At 40.9% G+C, this 26,764-nt stretch carries 18 protein-coding genes; 12 read left to right on the top strand and 6 right to left on the bottom strand.

Annotated elements, in window-relative coordinates; genetic code table 11:
• Positions 1–58 precede the first annotated feature (58 nt).
• Positions 59–2,506, top strand: a complete 2,448-nt coding sequence (locus tag GO755_RS06020; RefSeq protein WP_157583824.1) for an OmpA family protein — start codon at positions 59–61, stop codon at positions 2,504–2,506.
• 9 nt (positions 2,507–2,515) lie between these two features.
• Here GO755_RS06020 and GO755_RS06015 read toward each other — a convergent pair whose 3' ends face one another.
• Positions 2,516–3,169 carry a beta propeller repeat protein gene (locus GO755_RS06015; RefSeq protein ID WP_157583823.1) on the bottom strand — a complete coding sequence of 218 codons (654 nt, stop codon included), beginning with the start codon at positions 3,167–3,169 and terminating at the stop codon, positions 2,516–2,518.
• A 193-nt stretch (positions 3,170–3,362) separates the two neighbouring features.
• Between GO755_RS06015 and ispE the strand changes: the two genes are divergently transcribed.
• From ispE to GO755_RS06000, 3 genes are all read left to right on the top strand, one after another.
• Positions 3,363–4,169: a 4-(cytidine 5'-diphospho)-2-C-methyl-D-erythritol kinase gene (gene ispE / locus GO755_RS06010; protein WP_157583822.1), complete on the top strand. Its 807-nt coding sequence runs from the start codon at positions 3,363–3,365 to the stop codon at positions 4,167–4,169.
• A gap of 90 nt (positions 4,170–4,259) precedes the next feature.
• Positions 4,260–4,868: a cytochrome c oxidase subunit 3 gene (locus GO755_RS06005; protein ID WP_157583821.1), complete on the top strand. Its 609-nt coding sequence runs from the start codon at positions 4,260–4,262 to the stop codon at positions 4,866–4,868.
• A gap of 71 nt (positions 4,869–4,939) precedes the next feature.
• Positions 4,940–6,916: a M1 family metallopeptidase gene (locus GO755_RS06000; protein ID WP_198174764.1), complete on the top strand. Its 1,977-nt coding sequence runs from the start codon at positions 4,940–4,942 to the stop codon at positions 6,914–6,916.
• A gap of 105 nt (positions 6,917–7,021) precedes the next feature.
• Here GO755_RS06000 and GO755_RS05995 read toward each other — a convergent pair whose 3' ends face one another.
• The 4 genes from GO755_RS05995 to secA all read right to left on the bottom strand — a co-directional run bounded on the left by GO755_RS05995 (position 7,022) and on the right by secA (position 13,894).
• Positions 7,022–7,960: a 3-oxoacyl-ACP synthase III family protein gene (locus GO755_RS05995; protein ID WP_157583820.1), complete on the bottom strand. Its 939-nt coding sequence runs from the start codon at positions 7,958–7,960 to the stop codon at positions 7,022–7,024.
• 145 nt (positions 7,961–8,105) lie between these two features.
• Complete coding sequence (locus GO755_RS05990; RefSeq protein ID WP_157583819.1) at positions 8,106–9,230, bottom strand: glycosyltransferase; 1,125 nt, start codon at positions 9,228–9,230, stop codon at positions 8,106–8,108.
• A gap of 78 nt (positions 9,231–9,308) precedes the next feature.
• Positions 9,309–10,391 carry a hypothetical protein gene (locus GO755_RS05985; RefSeq protein ID WP_157583818.1) on the bottom strand — a complete coding sequence of 361 codons (1,083 nt, stop codon included), beginning with the start codon at positions 10,389–10,391 and terminating at the stop codon, positions 9,309–9,311.
• A 107-nt stretch (positions 10,392–10,498) separates the two neighbouring features.
• Positions 10,499–13,894, bottom strand: coding sequence for a preprotein translocase subunit SecA (gene secA, locus GO755_RS05980; protein ID WP_157583817.1), 3,396 nt, complete (start codon positions 13,892–13,894; stop codon positions 10,499–10,501).
• Positions 13,895–14,102: 208 nt separating this feature from the next.
• On the opposite strand from secA, the gene GO755_RS05975 reads away from it, so the two are divergent.
• The 8 genes from GO755_RS05975 to GO755_RS05940 all read left to right on the top strand — a co-directional run bounded on the left by GO755_RS05975 (position 14,103) and on the right by GO755_RS05940 (position 24,764).
• On the top strand, positions 14,103–16,493 hold the full coding sequence (locus GO755_RS05975) for an SLBB domain-containing protein (RefSeq protein ID WP_157583816.1): 2,391 nt from the start codon (positions 14,103–14,105) through the stop codon (positions 16,491–16,493).
• A 21-nt stretch (positions 16,494–16,514) separates the two neighbouring features.
• Positions 16,515–17,603, top strand: coding sequence for a GNVR domain-containing protein (locus GO755_RS05970; RefSeq protein ID WP_157583815.1), 1,089 nt, complete (start codon positions 16,515–16,517; stop codon positions 17,601–17,603).
• A gap of 4 nt (positions 17,604–17,607) precedes the next feature.
• Entirely contained in the window at positions 17,608–18,576 is a 969-nt protein-coding gene (locus GO755_RS05965; protein ID WP_317165802.1) for a GDP-mannose 4,6-dehydratase, read from the top strand.
• Positions 18,573–19,940: an oligosaccharide flippase family protein gene (locus GO755_RS05960; RefSeq protein WP_157583814.1), complete on the top strand. Its 1,368-nt coding sequence runs from the start codon at positions 18,573–18,575 to the stop codon at positions 19,938–19,940. The genes GO755_RS05965 and GO755_RS05960 overlap by 4 nt, the downstream gene beginning before the upstream one ends.
• Before the next feature lie 65 nt (positions 19,941–20,005).
• Positions 20,006–20,899 (top strand): hypothetical protein, encoded by an 894-nt coding sequence (locus GO755_RS05955; RefSeq protein ID WP_157583813.1) that lies wholly within the window; start codon positions 20,006–20,008, stop codon positions 20,897–20,899.
• Positions 20,900–21,308: 409 nt separating this feature from the next.
• Positions 21,309–22,064: a class I SAM-dependent methyltransferase gene (locus tag GO755_RS05950; RefSeq protein ID WP_198174763.1), complete on the top strand. Its 756-nt coding sequence runs from the start codon at positions 21,309–21,311 to the stop codon at positions 22,062–22,064.
• 95 nt (positions 22,065–22,159) lie between these two features.
• Entirely contained in the window at positions 22,160–23,260 is a 1,101-nt protein-coding gene (locus GO755_RS05945; protein ID WP_157583811.1) for a glycosyltransferase family 4 protein, read from the top strand.
• A gap of 181 nt (positions 23,261–23,441) precedes the next feature.
• Complete coding sequence (locus tag GO755_RS05940; protein ID WP_157583810.1) at positions 23,442–24,764, top strand: hypothetical protein; 1,323 nt, start codon at positions 23,442–23,444, stop codon at positions 24,762–24,764.
• Between the two features lie 49 nt (positions 24,765–24,813).
• On the opposite strand, the gene GO755_RS05935 is transcribed toward GO755_RS05940, so the two are convergent.
• A complete protein-coding gene (locus tag GO755_RS05935) occupies positions 24,814–26,490 on the bottom strand; it encodes a glycosyl hydrolase family 28-related protein (RefSeq protein ID WP_157583809.1) in 1,677 nt (558 codons plus the stop codon).
• Between the last annotated feature and the right edge of the window lie 274 nt (positions 26,491–26,764).

Here is a 26,764-nt window from a genome sequence, read left to right as displayed (position 1 = left end):
CAAATTCGTTTGCGAATGGAAGCAGAACGGTTGATTGTAGAGTCTAAGCAAGACACCAATGAGTAAGAATTGGAGAACGTGGATTGTGGGGGCATTACTGTGGCTAAGCTATACAATGGCTTGGGCACAGGTGGATTCATTGTTGCAACAGGCAGACCGTTTGCTCAACTATAAAGCGTATGGACGTGCAATAGAAGCTTACTCGCAACTTTTAACCGAGCAGAGCGATCAACTCACACCTACGCAAAAAGCAACGGTCCAAAGCCGGCTGGCATCTGCCTATAAGCAAGTTGGTGATGGTCAGAAAGCTGAGCGTTATTTTCGGGAAGCGTTGGCAAATAGCACCGACGAGAATCCACAACTACTTCTACAATTTGCCCAGACATTGGTTGGTAATGGTAAATATCAGGAGGGTCAGAAACAGTATGAACTCTATGAGCAACTTAAAGCGAAGCAACCAGCTCGGTCATCCATAAATCCACCGCCTGCCACTTCTCCAACGGGCGGCCGAAAGGAAGCTGTAAAATATCGCTTAGAGTACCTGGCCTTTAATTCCTCCGGAGAGGAATTTAGTCCAGCGTTTTATCAGGATGGCCTTGTCTATGTAGCTGGAAAGAAAGGGGGCTCTGCCATTGAAACTACCGGTAGTGGTGGTGGATCAGGCTATCTGGATTTGTTATACATCCCTAATCGGAATAATCTGAAAGTAGAGAGTATTATTAATGCCGACGGTAGCATCAGTAAACCTGTGAACGACCGTGCTAAAACCGAACGGCGTAATGGAAACGATAGTTATAGCCGTGAAACGGCGAATGATTCGCCTACGGTGCCAAATTTCGGTGAAGGGATCAATATCTCCGGCGGGTTAGGTTATGACGCGGACTCTCAAAATGCGTCGAAACGCTTTAGCAGAACGCTCAATACAAAATACCATGAAGGTCCAGCTACGTTCTCGCAGGATGGCTCACAAATTATTTTTACCCGTAACAACTACAACAATGGCCGGGCGAATAAGAGTACAGAAGGGGTAAACAAACTTAAACTTTACACCGCTATTCAACAAAATGGGGCATGGACGGATATTGTCGAGTTGCCTTTCAATAGTGACGAGTATTCCGTTGGGCATCCTGCGCTGAGTCATGATGATGCGTTGCTTTATTTTGCGTCCGATATGCCGGGTGGATTTGGAGGTACTGATCTTTATGTTAGCCGTTTTCAGGCTGGAAAATGGAGCCGCCCTGTTAACTTAGGAAGCACGATTAATACTAAGGGGAATGAATTATTTCCGTTTGTCGATGAAGCAGGAAACCTGTATTTCGCTACGGATGGTCATAAGGGCTTGGGTGGATTAGATATATTTTTTGCTACGTTAAGCCAGGGTGTTACAGTGCAATCGATTGAGCATCTCGATGCACCGATTAATTCTCCGCAAGATGATTTTGGCCTGATAACAGATGCTAACCGACGTGGCGGCTATTTCAGTAGTAATCGGCGTGGTGGAAATGATGATATTTACCGATTTATTCGGGAAAGCTCACTCTTCGGCTGTCGTGACCTGATTATTCGGATGTATGACACAAATACAGATCAGCCTTTGGATAGCGTCAGTGTACTGATCAAATCCAAAGCGGAAGGGCGGCCGGACCGAACCCTAACCAGCGACCAGAATGGATTCGTCAGAATTTGTCTGGAAGGCACAAATGATTTTACATTCCAGGCTAGTCGCGATGGCTATATTAATAGCACCGTCGGCTTCACAAACCGAGCTATAACGGATGATCAACCCAGTCGGCTGGAAATTGGATTGATTAAACCGACGGTTGTTATGGATACGATTCCGACGGAGAGTACGATTCCCAGTACAACGTTAACCCGATCGCGCGTTCGTGGGGTGGTTCTCAGCGAGCGAAACCACAAGCCCATTGAAGGTGTAACGGTTCGGCTTCGAAATGAATGCGACCGAACTCAGCTTGAATACGTAACAGGTCCTGATGGCCGGTATTCATTTGATATTAACGAGGGCTGTGATTATACGTTAGTAGCTTCAAAGCCCGAATTTGGAACGAATACCAATAAGATCAAGAAATTACCTAAAAAGGCGAAACCAAAAGAATTGTCTGCTGATTTAAAGATGCTGAGCGTAGGCGATGTGGTCACGATCGACAATATTTACTACGACCTCGACCAATCTAGCCTTCGCCCTGATGCTTCCCGCGAGTTAGATAAGGTAGTAGCCACCATGCGTAAATACCCAACGCTTATTATTGAAATCCGGTCGCATACCGACAGCCGGGGTGAGGCTGAGCATAATAAAGCGCTCTCGTTACAGCGGGCAAAAGCAGTGGCTAATTACTTAGTATCGAAAGGTATCAATCGCCGACGTATGGCTACCCTTGGTATGGGTGAGTCGCAGTTAGTAAACAACTGCACTGATGGCGTGATCTGTACTGAAGCCGAGCATCAGCGAAACCGCCGAACAGAATTTAAAGTAGTAGCGATAAAATAGGCCTATTCACTAAGGCAACGGCCGTTTCGAAACGTAAACTACTGAAGGGAGGTCTCTCGGGCAACAGTAAATGCCATTGCTTTCTGGTAGATAAGTGCCAGAAACAGCCACATACAGTCTGTTTTGTGAATCGAGAAGCAACGAACTAATTGTGTGCTTGAATGGAAAACGTACTGGAATCAATGAAGTAGCTGTCTGTTTTGTGATTTCGGATGGATTTACCGTGCTATTCGTCGAGTTCTCTTTAATAGAATAGATTGTGCCGTTTGAGGCCTTGATACGGTTAATTTGTCTCCCTAACTCGGCGTGTCCGTTGATGGCATTCCAGGACTTTCCTGCATCCAGACTATATTCCTTTGGTGTAATTGTTTGTACCGTTTTTATCGAATTTGCTTTGGTTACAGACGTTACTATACCTTTCAGATGCCAGAGCGTATCCTTTTGAATAAGCACCGGATTTGGACCTGTGTTACCCGACCAGATTATATCCCATGTTTTGCCCTGATCAGTCGTCTTGTAAATTTTAAACATTGTCGATACAAACAAGACACTGTCTATATTTCCAGCTACATCCATCGCTTCGCCACCTGCAGGAGCCTCTAAGCGAATCCAGTCAGGGTCCTCTGGTATACCTGGCGTGACGACCTTAGAGTCTGTTTTCACGCAAGCTGACACTAGTAAACCTGTTAACAAAGCGACAAGGGCGGATTTAATAAGGTGTGAGAAATGAAGTTTTTCAAATAGGCTTAACCAAAAAGCAGCCAATTTGTTGAGATCGCTGGACCTCGCTTTTGTATCCTCACGAATAGTTTAGATTGGGAAGAATTACCTTTGTAATACGGCTATACTTGATCAAATGCTTACATTTCCCTCCTGTAAAATTAATCTTGGTTTACGTATCACTGAAAAGCGGGCTGATGGTTTCCACAACCTGCAATCGTGTTTTTATCCCGTTAGTTGGGGAGATATAGTGGAAATAATTCCAGCTGATGAATTCACATTTGGTAGCAGTGGATTAGCCATTCCGGGAGATAGCCAACATAATCTTTGTGTTAAGGCTTACAACTTATTAAAGGCTGATTTTGACCTTCCATTTGTTCAAATGCATCTGCACAAACTAGTGCCGATTGGGGCTGGGCTGGGCGGAGGATCGGCCGATGCCGCCTTTGTTCTGAAATCACTAAATGAACAATTTGGCCTGGCTCTCGGCGTTTCAACATTAGAAGATTACGCTCGTTTGCTGGGTAGCGATTGCGCTTTCTTCATCCAGAATCGTCCATTGTATTGTGTAGAAAAAGGCGATGTGTTCTCGGAAATTTCAGTTGATCTGAAAGGATATCATCTTGTGCTTGTTTATCCAAACCTGGCTATCTCCACCGCCGAAGCTTATGCCGGAGTCAAACCTCATCAGCCTACAATACCTTTGATCGAACAGTTACAAATGCCGATTGGTACCTGGCGTGATTGGGTACACAATGATTTTGAGGACAGCCTGTTTCCTAAATACCCGGTTTTGGCTGAAATTAAGCAACAACTTTACGACGCTGGGGCTGTATACGCCAGTATGAGTGGATCGGGTTCAACGGTATATGGAATTTTTAATGCCCCTATCGTCGTCCCAAACCAATTTTCAGCCTACCGCGTTTGGAAAGGAGAACTATGAAAAAGTTTACAGTTTGTCGTTTATGCCAGATCAAAACTGGCTGATGTTGGGTAACTCCAAACTACGAACCGCAAACTACAAACGTCCTCTATGAGTAACTTCGTGACCAAACGGCGGGAGCCGTTTCGCTTTATGGTCTGGTTGGGGATCGCCAGTAGCGTGACGGTTTTTACGATGTTGCTGGTAACATACGTGATTCGTCGGACTGGATCGGGTTGGGTTAATATAAAACTGCCAACTGTATTTTTAATCAGTACGGTGGTCATTATGTTGAGCAGCTTTACGCTCAATAACGCTATGCTGGCCTTTCGGCACGAACGCTTCGGGAGTTACCGTACCAATTTAGCCACAACTCTTGGGTTAGGCATTCTATTCATGCTGTTGCAAGGTTGGGGATGGCGGCAATTAGTTCTCGAAGGAGTTGGCCTGGAGGGAAATCCGGCTGGTGGGTTTATTTACATCATATCAGGAATTCATCTGCTACACATTCTGGTCGGCCTGATTTTTCTGGGTATTGTGTTGGGCGAAGCCCTACTTCGGCGACCTTATATCGACTCGTTTGTATACAGCGTTAATCCACCAAATCGGCTTAAAATCAGGCTAATTACACTCTATTGGCACTTTGTAGACATCCTTTGGATTGGCCTGTTTTTGTTTCTACTTGTTCATCACGGCATCAACTGGCACCTGCCTGTATAGCTCCTATCTGATATTAGGGCTTTATCACGTTATTTGTAGTAAATAATACAATTGTTACGTACCAGAACTTCATGAAAAGAATCATTCTCTGGGTTGGATTGTGGTTGCTAAATTTACCATCCTTCGCCCAAACATCATCTTCGTCAACGCCTACGCCAGGTTCAAAATACGACCCGCTTGCGCTATTTCATCCCTTATTTAATATGCAGCCGGGGAATGATTACCGTACCGGCAGTGGCGCTCCCGGACCTAATTACTGGCAGAATCGATCAGACTACCAGATCAACGTCGCACTTGACGATCAGCAAAATACTATCACAGGCGAAGTAACTATTACATATAAAAACAATTCGCCTGAATCTTTAGCCTATTTGTGGCTTCAATTGGATCAGAATGCGTTTAGTGACACCTCACGATCGGCTAAAACGACTCCTGTTGCGGGTGGCCGGTTTGGTAACTTAGGTTTTGCTGGTGGATTGATAATATCGAGCGTAACCGTCGATCAAGGCAAGGGCAAATTTACCGCGACTCCTTATGAGATTTCGGATACCCGTATGCAGGTTCGTCTGACCGAACCTGTAAAGCCCAAGGGTGATGTTGTGAAAGTCAAAGTTGCCTATAGCTTCAAAATTCCCGAATATGGCTCTGACCGTATGGGGCAACTTCAGCGTAAGGATGGCATTATTTACGAGATTGCCCAGTGGTATCCGCGTATGTGTGTGTACGACGACATCGAAGGCTGGAATGTGCTACCCTATTTAGGGGCCGGTGAGTTCTACCTCGACTATGGCGATTATGAATTCAGCGTTACAGTTCCCTGGAATCATATTGTGGTAGGTTCAGGTGAGTTGCTGAATCCGGCCGATGTGTTAACTGTCGAGCAGATCAAACGCCTGGATCAAGCTCGAAAAAGTGATCAGACGGTGATTATTCGGGGAAAAGATGAAGTAACTAATGCGGACACTCGCCCGAAAAAATCGGGCACCTTGACCTGGAAATTTCGTTGCTTAAACACCCGTGACGTAGCCTGGGCCTCTTCGCGCGCGTTTGTATGGGATGCCGCTAAAATGAACCTGCCAAGTGGTAAAACTGCCCTTGCCCAATCGGTTTACCCAGCCGAAAGCGCTACCAATGACTCCTGGAACCGTTCGACTGAATATGTGAAGGGCGCGATAGAATTCTATTCAAAATACCTGTACGAATTCAGTTATCCTGTGGCGACGAATGTGGCGGGGATTGTTGGAGGAATGGAGTACCCCGGAATCATATTCTGTGACCATAAAGACAAGAAAGATGCCCTCTGGAACGTAACGGACCACGAATTTGGCCACAACTGGTTCCCAATGATCGTGGGAAACAATGAGCGAAAGTTTCCCTGGATGGATGAAGGCTTTAACACCTTTATTAACACCCTCTCGACAGCCAATTTCAATAAGGGCGAGTATAATAGAGTGGGTGGCACCATGCACGATATGGCACCCCAATTGTTCTATCCTGCCGAGCCTATTATGACCATCCCAGATGTTCAGCAGCCCCGGGTCTTAGGCATTCTGGCTTATTACAAACCAGGTATGGGCCTGAAATTACTTCGTGACGTGATTCTCGGCCCCGACCGGTTCGACTTTGCGTTCCGGAATTACGTAAATCGCTGGGCGTTCAAACACCCAACCCCTTATGACTTTTTCCGTAGCATTGAAGATGGTGCCGGTGAAGATTTAGGCTGGTTCTGGCGTGGTTTCTTCTATGAGACGTGGAAATTAGACCAGAGTGTCAAAGAGGTGAAATACGTTGATGGCACAGCCGATAAAGGATCACTCATCTCGATTGAGAATCTCGAAAAAATGGCCATGCCTGTTACGATTGAAGTGACTGAAAGCAATGGTAAGAAAGGTCGCGTGAATTTGCCCGTAGAAGTCTGGCAACGGGGTAGTTCCTGGACATTTAAATATAACTCAACTTCACCCCTAAAATCGGTTGTTCTTGACCCCGACGAAAAGCTGCCGGATGTCAATGAAAAGAACAACGTTTGGCGGGCCGAAGCTCAGTAGTAAAAGTAGTAAGTCTGTAAGTTATAAAGTGGTAAGTGGCTGACGCGAAGAAAATATACCTGCGTCAGCCACTTACCACTTTATAACTTACAGACTTACTACTTTTTAGACTTCTACCAACATTGCCCCATACGAATAGCCACCTCCAAATACGGTGATGACAATACGCTGTCCTTTTTGAAACGTATTCCACTGCTCCGAAAGGGCTATAGCGCAGCCTGCACAGCCTGTATTCCCGTAGCGCTGAATATTAGAAATCAGTTTTTCTTCTGGCAAGCCAAGCGTATTCATGACATTCCGTGAAATGCGCAGATTTGCCTGGTGGGGCAAAATGTAATCCACATCAGCCAACGTCAGGCCGCAACGTTCAAGTACTTGTAGGCTAGCCTTAGGCATGTACTGACAGGCATTGATAAAAACGTCGCGTCCATGTGGCATGGTAACACCCCCATCAGCAGGTTTCATCATCACTCCCGTTGTCGCTTTCGGAGTATGAGCAGCTCCACCCGTCAGGAGGGCTTTAATAGCAAAATCATCCTCACTCTGTCGTTCTTTAGTGATGAGCAAAGCTGCTGCGCCATCTCCCCATAAGTGGCCGGAAATCGTATCCTGCTCATTATAATAAAGGGTATTATGCTCCGATACGATGACTAGAGCACGAGTCGCTTTATTCAATGCAAAGTAACCTTCAACTACTTCAATCGCATTAAGCAGTGACGAGCAGGCCGTTGAAATCGAAATAGTTGGGATATCTGCAATGCCCAGGTAATGCTGAGCCTCATGAGCAATAGAAACGATAGTATCGTAAGGCGTATACGTTCCGCCAACAATCAAATCAATCGTAGATAGATCTGCTTTTTCCTGAAGCCGTTTAACGACTTCAATGGTCATGGTATTCGTATTCTCACCGGGAGCAGCTTTTCGGCGCTCCACAATTCCAGTGCGTTCGATAATCCAGTCGCTGGAAAGACCATTGAGCTGGGTAAAATGTTCGTTGCCAACTACCTGTGTTGGTAGGTAATGGCTTACTGCGTGAATGTACATCAGGCCAAATAAATTGGGTTACCATTGAGAGAACCCTTAATTAATGTCTAAAGTTAAATCCTTCCGGGAAAACGTAGTATTGAACATTGGAACAATACCATAAACTATTCGATATGTCTTGTTTTTGTCCTACTAATCCCCTTTGTTAGGTTCGATAAAGTATATGTTCATAAAAATTAAGCAGCTTATTGGCCTCACTGGACCAATTATAAAACTGCTCAACTGCCCGATATCCTCGCTGACCCATTAGCCGCGCTTCGTCTGGATGGTCCACTAGATAACTAAGTGCATCTGCAATCTGAGTTGGGTCATAAGGCGACACACAGAACCCACATTGATGTCGTTCGACGATATCCTGATAAAGCGCAAAGTTGGACGTAATAACTGGTAAACCGAGTGCCATGTACTCAAATAGCTTGGTCGTATAGGAATCAGGATAATCGCCTACAGGCTTGAGTAACGCCAAGCCAGCCGTTGCGCCAGCAGCATAAGGGAAAGCGATTCGTTGATCAGTATACCCATGAAAGGCAAGATTTGTCTGAATATCGCGATAGTGGGGAAGCTTAGCTAAATCACTTTCGACAAAAGTACATTGGCCAAACAAATCCACGTTGAAATTTGGGTAAATGATCTTAAGCTGTGCTAGTGCTTCAACAAGTGTATCAAATGCTCGTTCAAAACTGAGCCAGCCAATATAGAAAAATGAGGGTTGTCCAGGATTTGGGCTATAAGGTTGACGGAACGGCTCTATGAAAGACAGTAGGGGATAGTTGTAAATCACCGCATGGGAATTCACCAAGTCCGTATAAGTGTGTAAATAAGCATGTTCGGTAAAAACTAAATAAAAATGACGTCGGGCGAGTTGGTCGAACCAACTAAACATTTTTGTCAATAAAAAGCCTTTATTTATAGTTTTTAGGTGCATTTTTTTGTAGAGATTTTCCTGAACCTCATAAATCACCTGAGCACCTAAAAGCCAAAATATATAAGCAAATGGTAGCAATTCTGGTACGTATACATGCACGAGTTTCGGTCGTAGCCACAAACATCGAAGCAGAATAAATGGACAAGTCAATAGGGTGCGCCAGATAACCCGCCGAAAATAAGGCAGGCGAATAAAGTGGATAGAGGTCGCTATAGTTGGGTCTGCATGAGGGAGCGCGCAAAACACCTCATAGTGTTCCGTAAGCGTCTGACATTGTTTGAATACTACCCGTGGATCTTGCGGCTGGTGAGCAGTACTAACATGTAGAACGCGAACTTTTTTCATCAGGGCATTGCAAAAAGCCGTACTACGGTTTCCACATCAATATTATTGAGCCGTGGCACGGCTTTTACACTATTCCGGTCATTTTATTATCCCCAAAGAACGTAGTTCGTCATCAATTTTTTGATTCCAACGTTCTTGTGCAGCTTGATTGATACTATGATTTGTTTCATCATCATATTGAGTCTGCATACGGTTTAGCTCGCGGAAAGACTCAATAAACTGGTATTGTGCGATGCTATTGTAATCTTCTAGTGTCAAACTATCTGGGTGAATTTTACGCTTAAAGCGCTCAACGATAATTTTTGTAATGTCAAAATGACGCTGTTCGTGGTTTAATGCATAAGCTGTGCGGGTGTCAGATCGCCCCCAGGATGAAGTTTTTAACATATACACTTTCACCATTAGATTGAGATTAATGATCCCATCTTTAACTGTGCTTTTCCCCTCATAGGAAAAACTAGTAAAGACCTCCGCGGCATAGTGACTACCCTTACGTGGTGCAGCCTGAAAATCGGCCCAGGTTAGTTTTCGAGCAGGATTATAATGTACGGTATCATCATCAGTGATTCGGGTATCATCAATAAAATTGATTGTAAGGCTTTTCGCCAGCTTCTCATTTCGACTACTTTCCCGATTCATATAGTCGTTCAGATTTCGTAACGAAGCAGTCAGCGCCTGACGGATGGTTTGCTCAATGACTGATGGCTGGTCAATTGGCCGGGTATAGTTCGCACTGCCACGATAATCGGTCAGGTGAATACTGGTTTCAGTTCCAGCATCATCCTTGCCTAATAACTCAAATGAGACTGCATAGGTAAATTGACCAGTAACACGATTCCCTTTTGCCGTTTCGTTTACCCGACACTGGCGAATACGCATAGCAATTGGGCGTAATTTCTTATTTTGTTTTAACCCCTGATTAATAAACTGCTGAAAACTGGCAACCACTCCTCTATCCAGATCAACGGGTTGTGTAGGTTGATTTGGAGTCAGAGCTAGCCGGGCAATAGGGCCCTGTTCAGTACGTTGATCCGTGACTGTAGCGATATAAAATTCTTTTGGCGTAAAAGGCAGCGATTCAGAGCGAAGCCGAATTGGGTCGGTCGAGGGCGAAAGATAGGAAAGCCCGAATAAAAATAGAGTGAAAAAGACTTGGCACATTCTGCCTTGATAACGGCTTATCGTGATGAATAGTACAGGAATAGCTACATAGAAAAGCCCTCCGAATATACCATCCAGAGGGCTTTCTAGCAAGCATTGATAAGCCATTAGTCAATCAGCATAGCTTTGCCGCTGACCACATCGTTTTCTACCGTTTTGTACTTAACATCCCGTTTCACAGAACCATCGGGGTATTGCACGTTAACACGAGCATTACGGTCAAGTTTCGCTACACGTACCGGAGCTTGCCGCTGAGCGGGCATTGGTGGAGCACCAGCACCCATGGCGTCATTTTCGGCCATACGACGGGCGTATTCTTCGGGGCCAGTAGCCAAATGATCATCGTCGAAATCTTCAATATTCGTATGAAGCTTCGGTTGTGGTTGAGGACGACGTTGAGCCGGAGCCTGCCTAATTTCCTGTTGTATTTCCTGAGCTTCCTGTGCCGGAATGTCAGCCTTAGTCAGGAAATTGATGGTGTCGAAATTTACTTTGTTGAGGAATCGCTTAAATAATTCCACCGACTCGAATTTATACACCAGCAAGGGGTCTTTCTGTTCAAAAACGGCGTTTTGTACCGATTGCTTCAGATCGTCCATTTCGCGAAGGTGTTCTTTCCACTCCTGGTCAATAACAGACAAGGTGACAGCTTTTTCCATTTCTGTCACGATTTCACGACCACCACTTTCAACGGCTTTTTGCAGATCCGAGACAACCGTTAATTCATGCATACCATCCGAGAATGGAACGACAATATTTTTAATTTGATGACCTTGCTCATTCAGGACCTGCGTTAGAATGGGTAAGGCTTTCTCGGCAATCGCCTGATTTTTGGCCTGGTAATTAGCCTCTGCTTCGTTATATAAATGCCGGATTTGATCCGGTTTTTTCATCCGGCCAAACGTTTCAGCAGTCAATTCTGGTGAGAGGCCTAGTGTAGTTAATAGCTGGAGTTTTACTTCTTCGTAATTGCCCTCAGAATTATTGACAGTCTCCTCTACTACATCATACATCGTGTTGGCAATATCCAGAGGCAAACGATCACCGAACAAGGCATTCCGACGGCGTTTATAGATGGCCTCACGCTGATAGTTCATAACATCGTCGTATTCGAGCAGCCGCTTCCGAATCCCGAAGTTGTTTTCTTCGACTTTCTTCTGAGCCCGTTCGATCGATTTCGTGATCATGGAGTGCTGGATAACCTCACCCTCTTCCAGTCCCATTCGGTCCATCACTTTAGCAATCCGTTCCGAACCGAACAAGCGCATTAAGCTATCCTCTAGCGAAACGAAAAACTGCGACGTACCCGGATCACCCTGACGCCCTGCCCGACCGCGTAACTGCCGGTCGACCCGGCGCGATTCGTGACGCTCTGTACCAATAATAGCCAAGCCACCAGCCGCCCGCGATTCTGGCGTTAGTTTAATATCTGTACCACGACCAGCCATGTTGGTGGCAATCGTAACAGTGCCAGGGAAACCTGCTGAGGCAACAATTTCGGCTTCGCGCTGGTGATATTTAGCATTCAGAACCTGGTGCTGTATTTTACGCATGGTCAGGAACCGACTCAGTAATTCGGAGTTTTCAACCGACGTTGTACCAACCAGTACGGGACGGCCTTTCTCAACCAGACTGGCGATTTCGTCCACCACGGCGTTATATTTTTCGCGTACTGAGCGATAGACTTTGTCTTCTTCGTCAGCCCGGCTAATGGCGCGATTCGTTGGAATAACGACAACGTCCATTTTGTAGATCTGCCAGAATTCAGAGGCTTCCGTTTCGGCTGTACCGGTCATACCAGCTCGCTTGTGATACATCCGGAAGTAGTTCTGAAGCGTAACAGTAGCGTAGGTTTGCGTGGCGTCTTCAACCTTCACATTTTCCTTCGCTTCCACTGCTTGGTGCAACCCATCCGACCAACGACGGCCTTCCATAATCCGGCCCGTTTGCTCATCAACGATCTTCACCTTACCGTCCATAATAACGTATTCAGTGTCTTTCTCGAACAGCGTGTACGCTTTCAGTAATTGGTTGACTGTATTGATTCGTTGAGTTTTAACCGCGTAGTCGCGGATAACGGCCTCTTTATGAAGAATCTTCTCCTGTTCTGAAAACTCACCATCTTTATCGATGCCATTAAGATCAATCGATAAGTCGGGGAGAATAAAGAAATTAGGATCTTCGCCCGAACCGGTAATATAGTCAATCCCTTTCTCGGTTAAATCGATGCTGTTGTGCCGTTCGTCGATGGTGAAATATAGGGGCGCATCGGCCTCAGGCATCAGCTTCTGGTTCTCGGCCAGATAGATTGACTCTGTTTTTTGTAGCAGGGCTTTATTTCCCGTTTCTGATAGAAATTTGATAAGAGGCTTATGTTTAGGTAAGCCTCTATGCGCCCGAAACAGTGATAGACCACCTTCTTTTTCGTCGCCTGCCGCAATCTTCTTTTTGGCATCGTTCAGGTAGTCGTATACTAACTTACGTTGTGCCTCAACCACGCGGGATACACGGGGTTTCAACTCAATATAATCCTGCTCATCCCCACGAGGTACTGGGCCGCTGATAATCAATGGTGTACGAGCATCATCAATCAAGACAGAGTCGACCTCATCGACCATGGCATAATGGTGCTTCCGTTGAACCAGTTCGCTTGGTTCACGGGCCATGTTGTCACGTAGATAGTCGAAGCCAAATTCGTTGTTAGTTCCGTATGTAATATCGGCGAGATAGGCGTTTTTACGTTGATCTGAATTGGGTTGGTGCTTGTCGATACAATCGACACGAAGACCATGAAACTCAAACAGTGGAGCCATCCATTCGGAGTCACGCTTGGCCAGATAATCGTTGACCGTTACAATGTGTACTCCTCGGCCAGCGAGGCCATTCAGAAACGCAGGGAAAGTAGCGACAAGCGTTTTCCCTTCACCAGTGGCCATCTCGGCAATTTTTCCCTGGTGCAAGACAACACCACCAATAATCTGGACATCGTAATGAACCATGTCCCATTTTACGGGTGTACCGGCAGCATCCCAGTGATTAGCCCAATGGGCTAGCTCGCCATCAATAGTAATGTGCTTTTTACGGGAGGCAATTTCGCGATCAGAATCTGTAGCAGTCACCGTCAATTGCTCATTTTCGGTAAACCGACGAGCTGTTTCTTTCACAACGGCGAAAGCACGGGGTAAAATATCGAGAAGAATACGCTCAAGCTCAGTATTACGGTCAGCTTCGAGTTTATCGATCTGATTAAAGAGGAGTTCTTTCTCGTTGACATCTACGTCAGGATGACTAGCCTGTTCGCTCAACTCAGCAAGCTGATTGTCAATATCAGCTAACTCATCAGCAATTTGAGCTTTGAGCGACGCTGAGACCTGCCGTAATTCATCATTAGACAAGTCTTTTAATCGGGCAAATTCGGTGTTCACCTTTTCGACGTAAGGGAGCAATTCTTTGATGTCCCGTTGCGACTTGGTCCCGAAAAATTTAGCTATGAGATTAATCATTTCTTTTTAGTCATTAGTCGTTAGTCAATAGAATGTGAGTCTTGGCATTGCCATTGACCACCGACCGTTTTCCTACAAATTTAGTGCATTACAGCGGGACTACAACCTAATTGCCTGCCCGCCAGCAGTGCCTTACTATAAGGGAACGGAGTTTTGAAAGGAATCTATTACTTTTGCAGTTCAAATTTTGGCCCAACCGCCAGTGTTCATGCGTACTAAGGACAAATTGTCACATTTTATCCACCGTATTCGATCCTATCAAGCTATTTTTCTGCTCATAATACTGACAGGATCGTATCAGGCTTCTGCTCAAGCAACCCGCTCTCGGGTAGATCAACTGAGCGATGAAGAAGTGCAGAACTTTTATCAGCGGGCACAAGCTAGTGGTCTCAGCGAAGCTCAGATCGAGCAGGCTGCAATGTCTCAAGGATATACACTCGACGATATTGCTAAGATGCGGAAGCGAATTGCTACTATTCGATCGCAGATCACTCGCCCATCGAGCCAAACTTCTACTGACAAACAAACGGGTCGAACATTGCCTTATGACCTTTCTCGTCGGACAGATTCGACAACGATGCGTAGGGATACAAGTAAAAAACTTCGGGTGTTTGGAGCATCCTTATTTGAGAATGCCAATCTGTCATTTGAACCTAATTTACGGATCGCGACCCCTCGTAACTATGTAGTTGGTCCGGATGATGAAATTAAAATTGATATCTCGGGAGCCTCAACTGGAGGTTTTGAATTGAAGGTAAGCCCAGATGGAACAGTGAAAATTCCTGATCTGGCCCCAATTTTTGTAAGTGGACTGACATTTGAGCAGGCAGAACAACGCATTATAGACCGTTTACGAAAAGGTGGCTATCAAGGCCTAGGCACAGCGGGAAGTGGCACAACTGCCAATATCACATTAACTAATATCCGTAGTATTCGGGTGACACTGGTAGGTGAAGTAGTTCGCCCAGGGACATACACGATCTCTTCCCTTGGGTCGGCGTTTAATGCGCTCTATCTAGCCGGTGGTCCTAACCCAGAAACAGGATCATTTCGTAAAATCAATGTAATTCGTGGTAACCGTGTTGTTCGTACTATTGACCTTTACGATTATATTCTCCGTGCTGACCAACGAGATAACATTCAGCTTCGCGACCAAGATGTTATCCGAGTTGCTGATTATGAGGCCCATGTCGAATTAACTGGTCAGATTCGTCGTCCAGCTATTTTTGAGGTTTTGCCGGGTGAAACGCTAAAGACTGTACTCGGTTTTGCTGGTGGCTTTGCCGATGATGCCTATCGAGCTGCAATAACCCTTCGACGGAATACCAGTCGCGAACGGCGTATCCTGACCATTACTGAAGAACAACTAGGGACTTTTGTTCCTCAAGGGGGAGATAAATATGAAATTGGAAAAATACTAGAACGCTATGAAAACCGTATTCAGGTAGCAGGGGCAGTCATGCGTCCAGGTGATTATTCGCTTGAGCCGGGTTTAGAAACCGTTCGCCAACTCATCAACCGAGCTGATGGATTGCGCAAAGATGCATTTACTAATCGGGCATCTATTATTCGAGAGCGCCCTGATATGGATAAAGAAAATCTATCATTTGATTTGGGTAAACTGATGCGTGGTGAAATTGCGGATATTCCACTTATACGACAGGATAGTTTGACCGTTCTGTCAATTCGCGATCTTCGTGAGGAATATTATGTGACTATTGAAGGTGCGGTCAATCATCCTGACACAATTGAATTTGTTACGAATATGAGCGTAGCAGATCTAATTGCTCAGGCAGGTGGCTTTCAGGAAGGAGCTAAGCCAAATTTGATCGAGGTGGCCCGACGTATTCGGCAGGATTCATCGGGTATGAGGGCTACCAAACTGGAAATATATCGTTTTGCAATTAATCGAAATCTGCAAATTACTTCCATGAAAAGTGATTCGAGTATTTCTGCCGAATTTCGACTTCAGCCATTCGATATTGTGTACGTTCGTACATCACCCAATTATACAACTCAGCAGCAGGTTTATATCTACGGTGAGGTTATGCAGCCTGGCAATTACTCTATTTTTAGTCGGGAAGAGCGTATTAGTGATGTCATAAAGCGGGCTGGTGGATTAAAACCTCAAGCCTATATATTAGGTGCCCAGTTTAAACGAAAAGGCGAGATTATTGCTAATGACTTAAGTGAAGTTCTTACGAATTCCGGCTCTGAAGAGAACTTATTACTTCGTGACCAGGATACTTTGTATATTCCCCAACGGTCAGAGATTGTTAGTGTACAGGGGGGAGTACTAAATCCATCATCTGTTAGCTATAAAGTAGACTATAAATTTGATGACTACATTAGTGAAGCAGGAGGGTTTACCGATAATGCGCGAAAAAGCAAGGCGTATGTGGTATATCCAAATGGGCGTAAAGACCGAACGCACCAATTTTTATTTTTCTCGTCTCGCCCTAAAGTTTATCCAGGCTCAACTGTAATTGTTCCCTTTAAACCATTAGATAATAATAAGTTAAGTGCGGCTGAACGAATCGGTATTCTATCTCTATTGACTACTGTGTCGATTGCACTCGTTAATATTCTTCTTCGTTAAGAACTACTTTCTAATTTTATTATGTCGGGTACAGAAATTATAAAGAAGAAAGATAATGAGAGTGATGAAATAGAAATTCGCCTAAGCGATATTGTGCAGTTTTTGAAAGATAGCCGAAGGAGTTCCTTTTTATGGGCTTTTATTTTGCTAATTATCGGTATAATATATGCTGTATCAAAGCCTAATCAATATAGTGCACAGGTGACAGTGCTGCCTGAATTTCAATCGAGAGATGGAGGATTTGGCGGATTGAGTTCACTTGCTGGTTTAGCCGGAATTGACATTGGTGGTGTAGGTGGTAGTAGTGTGGATGCTATCCGTCCGGATATGTATCCAGACGTGCTACAAAATGTTCCATTTGCACTACATATTTTGCAACAGCCTGTCTATTCGCAACTTTCTGGAAAAGAAACGACACTACAAACTTTTTTTGAAGAACAAAATCAGCAATCCTGGTTAGGAAAGCTGATTGGGTCGAATGACAAGGAGAATGATAAAGATGCTCAAATACTTGATCCGAAAAATAATAGTAAAGCACTAAAAATTACAAAAGAGCAAGAGATTCTCATTAATCTTGTTCATCAATCCGTATCGGCTTCATTTGACAAAAAAACAGGTATAATTACAGTTACGGCTGTATTGTCTGACCCAGTTGTAGCGGCTACAGTAGCTCGTTTGTCGCTGGAATATTTAACAAATTATATGACGAGCTATCGGACAGAAAAAGCTAGAAATCAAGTCCGGTTTTTAACTCGTCAAGTAGAAGAAGCGAAAATCCGTTACCAGAAGGCTGAATATACAATATCTAATTATAGAGATCAGAATCGCAGTGTTTATTTAAATACGGCAAAAATCGAAGAGCAGCGACTTCAAGGTGACTTTCTACTTACGCAAACTGTATTTAACGACCTCTCGAAACAGCTTGAGCAGGCTAAGATTAAAGTATCTGAGGAAGCACCAGTCTTTAAAATTCTGGAGCCAGCTCGTATTCCCTTAAAAAAAAGCGCTCCTAAGCGAAGCCTTATAATAGTAGAATTCACTATTGTCGGGTTAATTATAGGTATTTGTATTTACGGAATTCGCCAGTTTATTTTTAACTCAAGCCATTAACCTTGTGAGAAGAGCACTAATATGTGGCGTATCAGGTCAGGATGGCGCGTATCTGGCTAAATTATTATTAGAGAAGGGATATAAAGTATTTGGTGGGTCTCGTGATGCTCAAATGTCTTCATTTAGCAGCTTAAGACAGTTAGATATCCGGCAGGATATAGAAACTGTTTCAATTAGTATAAACGATTTTCGCTCTGTACTACAAACCTTACAGCGCACAAAACCTGATGAAGTTTATAATTTAGCTGGTCAAAGCTCAGTAGGTTTATCTTTTGAGCAGCCTGTAGAAACACTTGAAAGTATTAGTGTTGGTACGCTTAACCTTCTTGAAGCTATTCGATTTACTAATCAGCCAATAAAATTTTACAATGCTGGTTCGAGTGAATGCTTTGGCGACACTGGGAGCTTAGCCGCCGATGAAAGTACACCTTTTAGACCACGTAGCCCTTACGGGGTTGCAAAAGCAGCAGCTTTCTGGCAGGTAGCTAATTATCGTGAAGCTTATCAACTACACGCTAGTACTGGAATTTTGTTCAACCATGAATCACCCTTACGACCGGAACGTTTTGTTACACAAAAAATCGTAGCAGCTGCCTGTCGAATTGCAAATGGTGAGCCTATGGTATTAAAGCTGGGTAATATTGACATTGCACGTGATTGGGGGTGGGCACCTGATTATGTTGAGGCTATGTGGATTATGTTGCAGCAAGAGCAAGCTGATGATTACGTTATTGCAACAGGTCAAACGCAAAAATTGAGCGATTTTATACGGGTTGTATTTGAAACGGTTGGACTTGACTGGGAGAATCATATTCAAATTGATTCGTCCTTTTTCCGACCAACCGATATTGCCGAAGGTCATGCTAACCCAGCTAAAGCATTTGAGCAATTATGTTGGTCCGCTCATTATAAAATGGAGGGTGTTGCACGCATGATGGTGCAGGCTTGGCTACAGAGGGAGAGGAAAATATGATGAAAATTAGATCATTTGAGTTCCTGAAAGCACGGATACAAAATGTCCATCCACGTACGCGAAAAGCACACTTTAATACTATTTTAGGATTAGCTGTTAAAGGGGGGGGAATTCTAATCTCACTTTTACTGGTACCGTTAACGATTGATTATTTGTCTAAAGACACGTATGGCACTTGGTTAACTATTAGCTCAATTGTGACCATGTTAACGTTTCTAGATATTGGTATAGGCAATGGTCTGCGTAATAAATTTTCGGAAGCTATAACAACGCATAACACCACATTAGCTAGGGCTTATGTTAGTACAGCCTACTTAATTTTTGGAGTGCTTCAGTTAGCTTTTGCCATACTTTTTCTACTTCTGTTTCGCTACATTCCCTGGCAAAGAGTTTTTAATACAACTATTGAAATAGAACAACTTCAAGAAGTTGTATTAATTACTGTCATCGCGATGGCCATTAAGCTAGTTCTTGATATTCTTTCTTATGTTTTATTGGCTCTTCAAGAATCTGGTCAAGTAGGATTAATAAACTTATTATCTAATGTATTAATACTTATTGGCACATATACGCTAACACGATTTACTAATGGAAATCTATTTTATTTAGCAATTATTACAGCCTGTAGCCCTGTGATTGTTTTATTGATAAGTGGGATTGCTCTTTATCAGAATCAGTTAAAGATTTACCGGCCCTCATTTCGACTAGCTGACCTTGCATATGCCAGAAGCTTACTATCGCTAGGCTATAAATTTTTCTTTATTCAGATCGCTTTTGTAACCCTTTTTTATACTGATAACTTAATCATTACTCAGCTGTTTGGCCCTGCTGAAGTGACTACGTATAATATAGCTTTTCGTTATTTCAACGCGATTAGCACTATATTCGCTATCGCTATAACTCCTTATTGGACAGCTTTTACAGAAGCGTCTGTTAAAAAAGATACGCTTTGGATGAAGAAAACATATTCATATCTTCAAAAATTATGGGTGGTGTTAGTTAGTATAGTTATTTTAATGATTCTCGCTTCCAACATAGTTTATTCTCTTTGGGTGGGGGATCGGGTATTTATACCTTTAAAGCTTAGTATAGGTATGGGTTTATCTGCTATTGTAATTGGATGGAATGTAATAACAGCTGCTATCACAAATGGCTTAGGTAAAATAAAACTACAACTATACTTTTCCATTGTAGCAGCAATAATTAATGTGCCTTTAGCTATATTCTTTGGAAAATCGCTTGACCTAGGTATTACAGGTGTAATTTTGGCGACGATTGCTTCTCTCATAGGCGGTACAATACTTGGTAGTTGGCAAGTCTATAAGCTATTACATGGAACGGCAGATGGAATCTGGAATGAATAATTTTTAAAGATGTGGATTATCGCATCTTTATTTGCTCTAACAAAACGTATTAACTAGGTTAAATAATGAAGCTTCTTGAAAAGTTTAGGGCCCTTTCCGCTGATATTCAACGTATTAAAGCACAGAACCACGACTTACGACTGCAGATAGGTACAATGTTGGTGAAACAAACTAGTTCCGCGACCACCTTTCAAGATGCGGAGTTTAAAGTTTTCTCTCAATTTGGCGATGATGGTATTATACAATATTTAATCAAAAATGTTAATCCAACTGTTAACAAATTTATTGAATTCGGCGTAGAAAATTACGAGGAATCTAATACTCGATTTCTGCTGATAAATAATTATTGGCAAGGACTAGTTATTGATGGTTCAGATACTAATATTGACTATATCAAAAAGGATCCGATCTATTGGCGCCATAATTTGACAGCTGTTAATTCTTTTATTACTGCAGAAAATATTAATGATTTAATAAAAGAAAATGGCTACGCAAATAGTGCGGGCTTGCTTAGTATTGATATTGACGGTAACGATTATTGGGTTTGGAAGGCTATTACGGCAGTAACCCCTGATATAGTTATTGTAGAATATAATGCTATATTTGGCCCAGACCGACCAATTACAATACCCTATGAAGCTGGTTTTGTTCGAACTAATGCACATTACAGCAATTTGTATAGAGGGGCTTCTCTAGCAGCTTTATACAACCTTGCTATAGAAAAAGGATACTCATTTGTTGGCTGTAACAGCGCTGGTAACAATGCTTATTTTATCAAAACGACAAAGTTAGGTCCGCTAGGTACACTAACTCCCTTAGAGGGATTTGTTCAATCACATTTTAGAGAAAGTAGGCACTCAGATGGGACGTTATCATTTGCAGACTTGGATGAACAACGTAAATTAATTAGCGGCCTACCGGTTTTTAATGTAATAACTAAACAGATAGAGGTATTTTAATTACCTTGATTTCAATTCGGATTAGGGCATCCAATATATTCTTAGCGGATAAAGTTTTCTTATAAAACAGAATGACGCCTAAAAGAATTTGGTTCTTCCATTACCCAGTATAAACCCCAAAATTGTTTAAAGTCATTTAAGTGTATTGAAATGACTATTTATATTCGCTGCAATTTTATTGAAGACGGCTCATAATAAAATGACCCTAGTGATACTTTTGTATAGTTATTGCATATCATTCTATGATAAACTCTTCTATTCAGGCAACTTAAATGTGAGTATTTTTTGATAAATTATGGCTCGCTAAGAACGGAATATGTTTATTCAAAAGATAAGGATTTATAAATAAGTGATTTTAATGAAGTGTTCAATTTGTGAATCTACAGCTTTGCCATACTGTTCAGCCGAAATGCTCGGTAAGTATGTTGTACAGTACTTCCGGTGTGGACAATGTCAGTACATCTTTACCGAAACTCCTTATTGGTTAGATGAAGCCTACAATTCGGCTATTACGAAATTAGATATTGGCTTGGTGATGCGGAATGAATACATGGTTCCTATTGTTCGGTCTATTATTAATCGATGGTTTGATACAAATGGTAAATTTATAGATTACGGTGGAGGTTATGGTATGTTGGTTCGTATGATGCGTGATAGAGGTTTCGATTTTTATCGACAGGATATTTATTGTGATAACCTCTATGCTGAATTGTTTGATATTACAGATATTCCTCCTTTTAAAGCAGAATTATTAACCGCTTTCGAAGTATTTGAACATTTAATTAATCCTGTTGCAGAACTAGAAAATATGCTCGAGCTAAGTGACACAATCTTATTTTCTACTATGATACAACCATCACCTGATGTAAGCCCTAAATCGTGGTGGTATTTTACACCTGAAACAGGTCAACATATTGCATTATATAGCAGAGCTTCATTACAAGCTTTAGCTGATCGCTTTGGTTTGAACTACAACTGGAATAATCAAGATATTCATTTATTTAGTCGACAAAAAATAAATAATAGTTTGTTTAAAATTATAACTCACCCTCGCTGGGGAGGTTGGTATAACAAAATCGTAGGAGAACGACCATCATTATTACGAAAAGATTTTTTATTAGTTCAAAAGCGCCTACAAGCAAGCTTTTTGCCACCTACAAACTAATTGTAGATCAAAACAAAATCTTTTTATAATAATATTTAATATTCTAAAGGCATGGAATTTAAATATTTTATGTTTTCCTAATTGACCAGTAGCATATGAGAATTTTTTTTGACCACCAGACTTTTTCCCTTCAAAACTATGGTGGAATATCTAGATACTTCTGTGAGCTAATAACAGGAATAAATAAAACAAGTGAGCACAATGCTCATCTTTCATTATTTTGGTCAAATAATACGCATTTAGAAGAGTATAATCTTAAAGCTCTATCATACCCGTTTAAGAGTAAATATAGTAGACTACTTCATAAATCAAATCAACTTTATAATTATATAGATTATAAAATAAGCCCATATGATATTTATCATACTACGTATTTTGATGATTTTTTAAGCTCTAGAATTGGCTCTAACCCTTTTATTACGACTTTTTATGATATGATTTATGAGCGTTTATCTCATAAATTTACAGAATTATCAAATGATAAGTTAATTATTTCGCAAAAAAAAAAGATTGCCCAAAAAGCTTCACATCTAATTGCCATATCGGAAAGTACAAAGCAGGATATGATTGAACTAATGGATATTGCACCGGAGAAAATTACGGTTATTCATTTAGGAAGCTCATTTTCTATAAATACTACCAACCCAATTAATCTTTTACCCTCCACTAAACAACCCTATTTATTATATGTAGGCAATCGTAGTGGGTATAAAAACTTTATCCCATTCTTACAATCCATAGCTCACCTAATTATTCGTCATCAGATAAAATTAATTTGTGCAGGAGGAGGTAACTTTACAGTTGGTGAAAAAAATATAATTCGAAGCCTATTAATAGACAATTTTATAGAATACCAACCAATTAATGATGCTATTTTACAGAATTTGTATAGAGAAGCAACCGCCTTTATTTTCCCTTCTTTATATGAAGGATTTGGAATTCCTGTACTTGAAGCATTTTCCTGTGATTGCCCTTGTGTTGTAAGTAATACTAGCTCACTTCCTGAAGTAGCTGGTGAAGCAGCTTTGTACATTGATCCGAGCGAACCGGAATCTATGGCAAATGCTATTGAAAATATTATATTAGATAATAATTTACGGAACACCCTCATAAAGCGAGGGCGACGACAATTATCTAATTTCTCATGGGCAAATACCGTCCAAGAAACTATTGCCTTATATAGTAAGCTAACATGAAAATTTTAAGTTTCATTTAACTCTGATGGAATAAAATCAGTCAAGTTCTACAACTTAAAAAAAAGCTAATAAAAATTAATCTATTCTTTTAAGTAAGTTTTTTGTGAGTATTTAACAAGTTAGAATATAACAAATCTTTAAAAAAGAACAATAAGTTGAATTTTTCTAACTAATAAAAAATATGTATTATTATGAAAAATACAATGTAATCCAAATGATATTATCATTTGGATTATTTACTTTTTTATTCTTATTTCTATTAAAAAGTAAATTATCATCAATTATTGACCCCTTAGTATCTAACATAATTTGGTGTTCAAGTGGATTGTCTCTTTTAATGGGATATATTTCGGCAAAATCGATAAATTTAGACTCACTTAGTTTTATCTTAGTTTATATAATTTATATAATTGGGTTATACCTTTATTTAGATAAATCACCACGAAGTATAGAAATTCTTCAGAAAGGATTGAATGATAAAAAAAATGTTACCATTTTTACGATATGCCTTATACTTAATATAGCTAGTCGTTACGATTTTATAACATATGCTATATCGCATCCCTCAATTGCAAGCTGGTTTTTATATAAGTTTACCCAATGGCATGGACGTAGTTTTTGGCAATATATATTACAAATAGGGGCTAGACCATTTTTCACTTATTATATCTTTATATTATTAAAAACTAGAAAACAAGGGCGCTTTGTACTTGTAGTAATATTAATTTCAAATAGTGTTTTGGATATAATAGCTGGCGGCCGATCGTCATTATTAGGTTTACTAGAAGCTTATGGATATTTTATTTTTTATTTCTACCCTCTATTCGCCGGAAAAACTATTAAAAAACTCAATTGGTATGGGATTGGCTTTCTTATAATTTCGCTTTTAAATAGTATAGTAGTCACATCTTTTTATAATGACGACCGAACAATTGGAGATGGGGCTTTGCATATGGCAAATCGAGTATTAAGCGCTGGCGATGGTCTAGAAATGTATCTTGTTAATAATGCGTCGATATACATTGAATCAGGTGTTATTGAATATATTAAAGCCACATTTGGCATATTTCTTAAGCAGATACTACCTGTAGAAACACAATCTATTGGCTGGAAACTTTATGAATTAAACAATGGCTATTTATCTCCCATATCAGTCGGGCCTAATTTCATCTTACCGCTTCAGGTAATTGTTTTGGGAAAAATTTTCCTTTTACCTTACACATTGCTTGTAAGTTTTCTAACAGCTTTCTTTAGAGGAAATAAATTTTCAAAAAAATACATATCAAGCCAACCATTATCTTTTGTTCTTGGACTTTTAACATTTCAATTAGTGGTTGATGCAGAATTTTTCGTGTTACAATTATGTGCATGTTTATTTGTTTATTTTATTTTTATTTTTCCAGTTAGAAAAATTACTATTGTATTTGATTGGGTTACTGTCTTTCCATTTTTTTGGCAAAAACTCTTAATTAAAGACAAAAGCAAAAATAATGCATTCCATTGATCCTCTTAAAATTCTAATTGCGACAAATAAATATGGCTTTAACACTTACTTATGGATTCGACCAAGTAGGAACGCCAGATATTATTTTAAGAATTTGCCCTTCATTACCCCTCTGTAGCTGAGTCCATTTCTTGCCATCATAATATAAAATATTACCTATCGATGGTGTTTTTCCATCGATAGAAATATATGATTTAAAATTAAAAATGCCATTTTGTGCGGGAGAATATACAGCATAGGGAGTAGTAAAACTTGTAAAAGAATTAAGCCCTATTTCGTTATTTATGTTGTTTGCATTTGGCATTGATATAGCATTTGTTTGAGGTACTATCATACTATAGAATGAATTCCCAACAATAGTAGAACCTTGTAGCGCCGAATGATCACTTATATCAATTAGCCTATTAATTTTGGTTTCAGCATTAGAATAAATACTATTTCCTGTAATAGATACTCCATAAACTATTCCATTCTGATTAATTTTTACAAAAAAACCATCAGTATTATATCCTGTATTTCCGTTTATTGCGCATCCAAATAAATTTATAGGTAAATGTAGAAAATTTCGGACATTTGTATATTCATTTCCTGTAATAGTAAGTGAGGTAATAATATCAGCTCCATAGCCATTTACGAATGTTGTAGCATGCCTTGCGCCAATACTATTGGAAATTCTATTGCCTGAAATAGTTACACCTTTGGCAGAATAAATACGAATAATATCAAGAGCTACCTCGAAAAATGTATTATTAGTGATGCTCACATCTACGACTGATGGCATTCCTATTTTTCCAATTGCTATGGCCTGAAAAGGGAGTATATCAAATGTACACCCTGAAATCTGTATATCCCCGCCCTTTGTTATCCATATGGCTAAATTTTCTGGTGTTTGAAACCAGCAATTTCGAATGTAATTAGAATTACCATTGCTAGTTCCAATGATAATTTGTGCGACTCCTGGATTTTGCTTGGGAGAGCCTGATTTAAAAATGATATTTTCGATAACTGTTGCATTAGATATACCATCCGTGCCAGCATCTAAGCTAATCATCGAAATGCCAGGTGTTCCTTGGATTAATTGTGTGCCTGCGTAAGCTCCTCCGGAATTACCTTGTAGTTTTACCGTGCCAGATATATGAATAGTTTTATTTACTTTGTAAATACCGAGAGGCAAGTATATAATTAAATCCCTACCTTTCCATTTTGAACTGAATATGCCGTCTTTGGCTGGATCTTGTAACTCAGTTGCGAAGTTTATAGCGGCTTGTATTGCTGGTGAATCATCAGTATTAGACCCGTCTCCTTTTGCACCAAACCAACGGACAGAAATAGCCTCATTTATCGTACGCTTATAACGTAGCCCAGATCGAGTAACTAATACTGTACCCATATTGTCAGGAGTAGTATTATCACTAGAATCTAAAACGAAAACTCCTTGTTTGCCTTCATCGGTTATATTAATTATAGAAGGAGCAACATTATTCGTTAGAACAGAATTTCTAAGAGCAAATACGCTTTGGTATATAGTCAGATTATTAGTTTTAGGATTGACTTTAAGGGGTATTTCTTTACCCGCCCTTGTTTTTGTATACCAAAACCCGTCCGGTTTAGTAATCAAATTGACATCACTAGATTGTCCTAATTCTATAGGTGAGCGAACTGGCGATTTCTGTGCTTGAGCAACACAAGGAATGAATAAAATCGATAGAAAGAATATGATTCTCATCTGGTTAGAATGTTGAGTAACTGGAAATTTATGTATAACGTCTTAATAGACTAAAAAGATTTTAAAACTCCATTTGACTAATTTAGTAAAATAATATTGAAGCTGTATCGCTTCTTTAACACATTATAGTTAATGCTTTCCTTTTATTAAGTAAACTTAGAGATCGGTTTTTCTTGACCTTGCGAGTATTGACCTATTAGAGAAGTAAAATGAATTTTATTATATTTGCCCTGACTATAGCTTTTTATACTATATAAAGCAAATTATTAATGAA

The organism is Spirosoma arboris (assembly GCF_009754945.1).
GTDB classification, from domain to species: domain Bacteria; phylum Bacteroidota; class Bacteroidia; order Cytophagales; family Spirosomataceae; genus Spirosoma; species Spirosoma arboris.
This window is presented reverse-complemented; position numbering and strand designations above follow the sequence as displayed.

Excerpts from the sequence above, each read along its gene's own strand:
- GO755_RS05955 (WP_157583813.1), top strand. The coding sequence starts at position 20,006 with ATGAAGCTTCTTGAAAAGTTTAGGGCCCTTTCCGCTGATATTCAACGT.
- GO755_RS05940 (WP_157583810.1), top strand. The coding sequence starts at position 23,442 with ATGTATTATTATGAAAAATACAATGTAATCCAAATGATATTATCATTT.
- GO755_RS05970 (WP_157583815.1), top strand. The coding sequence starts at position 16,515 with ATGTCGGGTACAGAAATTATAAAGAAGAAAGATAATGAGAGTGATGAA.
- secA (WP_157583817.1), bottom strand. The coding sequence starts at position 13,894 with ATGATTAATCTCATAGCTAAATTTTTCGGGACCAAGTCGCAACGGGAC.
- GO755_RS05935 (WP_157583809.1), bottom strand. The coding sequence starts at position 26,490 with ATGAGAATCATATTCTTTCTATCGATTTTATTCATTCCTTGTGTTGCT.
- GO755_RS06000 (WP_198174764.1), top strand. The coding sequence starts at position 4,940 with ATGAAAAGAATCATTCTCTGGGTTGGATTGTGGTTGCTAAATTTACCA.
- GO755_RS06020 (WP_157583824.1), top strand. The coding sequence starts at position 59 with ATGAGTAAGAATTGGAGAACGTGGATTGTGGGGGCATTACTGTGGCTA.
- GO755_RS05995 (WP_157583820.1), bottom strand. The coding sequence starts at position 7,960 with ATGTACATTCACGCAGTAAGCCATTACCTACCAACACAGGTAGTTGGC.
- GO755_RS05945 (WP_157583811.1), top strand. The coding sequence starts at position 22,160 with ATGAGAATTTTTTTTGACCACCAGACTTTTTCCCTTCAAAACTATGGT.
- GO755_RS05985 (WP_157583818.1), bottom strand. The coding sequence starts at position 10,391 with ATGTGCCAAGTCTTTTTCACTCTATTTTTATTCGGGCTTTCCTATCTT.
- GO755_RS05950 (WP_198174763.1), top strand. The coding sequence starts at position 21,309 with ATGCTCGGTAAGTATGTTGTACAGTACTTCCGGTGTGGACAATGTCAG.
- GO755_RS06005 (WP_157583821.1), top strand. The coding sequence starts at position 4,260 with ATGAGTAACTTCGTGACCAAACGGCGGGAGCCGTTTCGCTTTATGGTC.
- GO755_RS05990 (WP_157583819.1), bottom strand. The coding sequence starts at position 9,230 with ATGAAAAAAGTTCGCGTTCTACATGTTAGTACTGCTCACCAGCCGCAA.
- GO755_RS05960 (WP_157583814.1), top strand. The coding sequence starts at position 18,573 with ATGATGAAAATTAGATCATTTGAGTTCCTGAAAGCACGGATACAAAAT.
- GO755_RS05975 (WP_157583816.1), top strand. The coding sequence starts at position 14,103 with ATGCGTACTAAGGACAAATTGTCACATTTTATCCACCGTATTCGATCC.
- ispE (WP_157583822.1), top strand. The coding sequence starts at position 3,363 with ATGCTTACATTTCCCTCCTGTAAAATTAATCTTGGTTTACGTATCACT.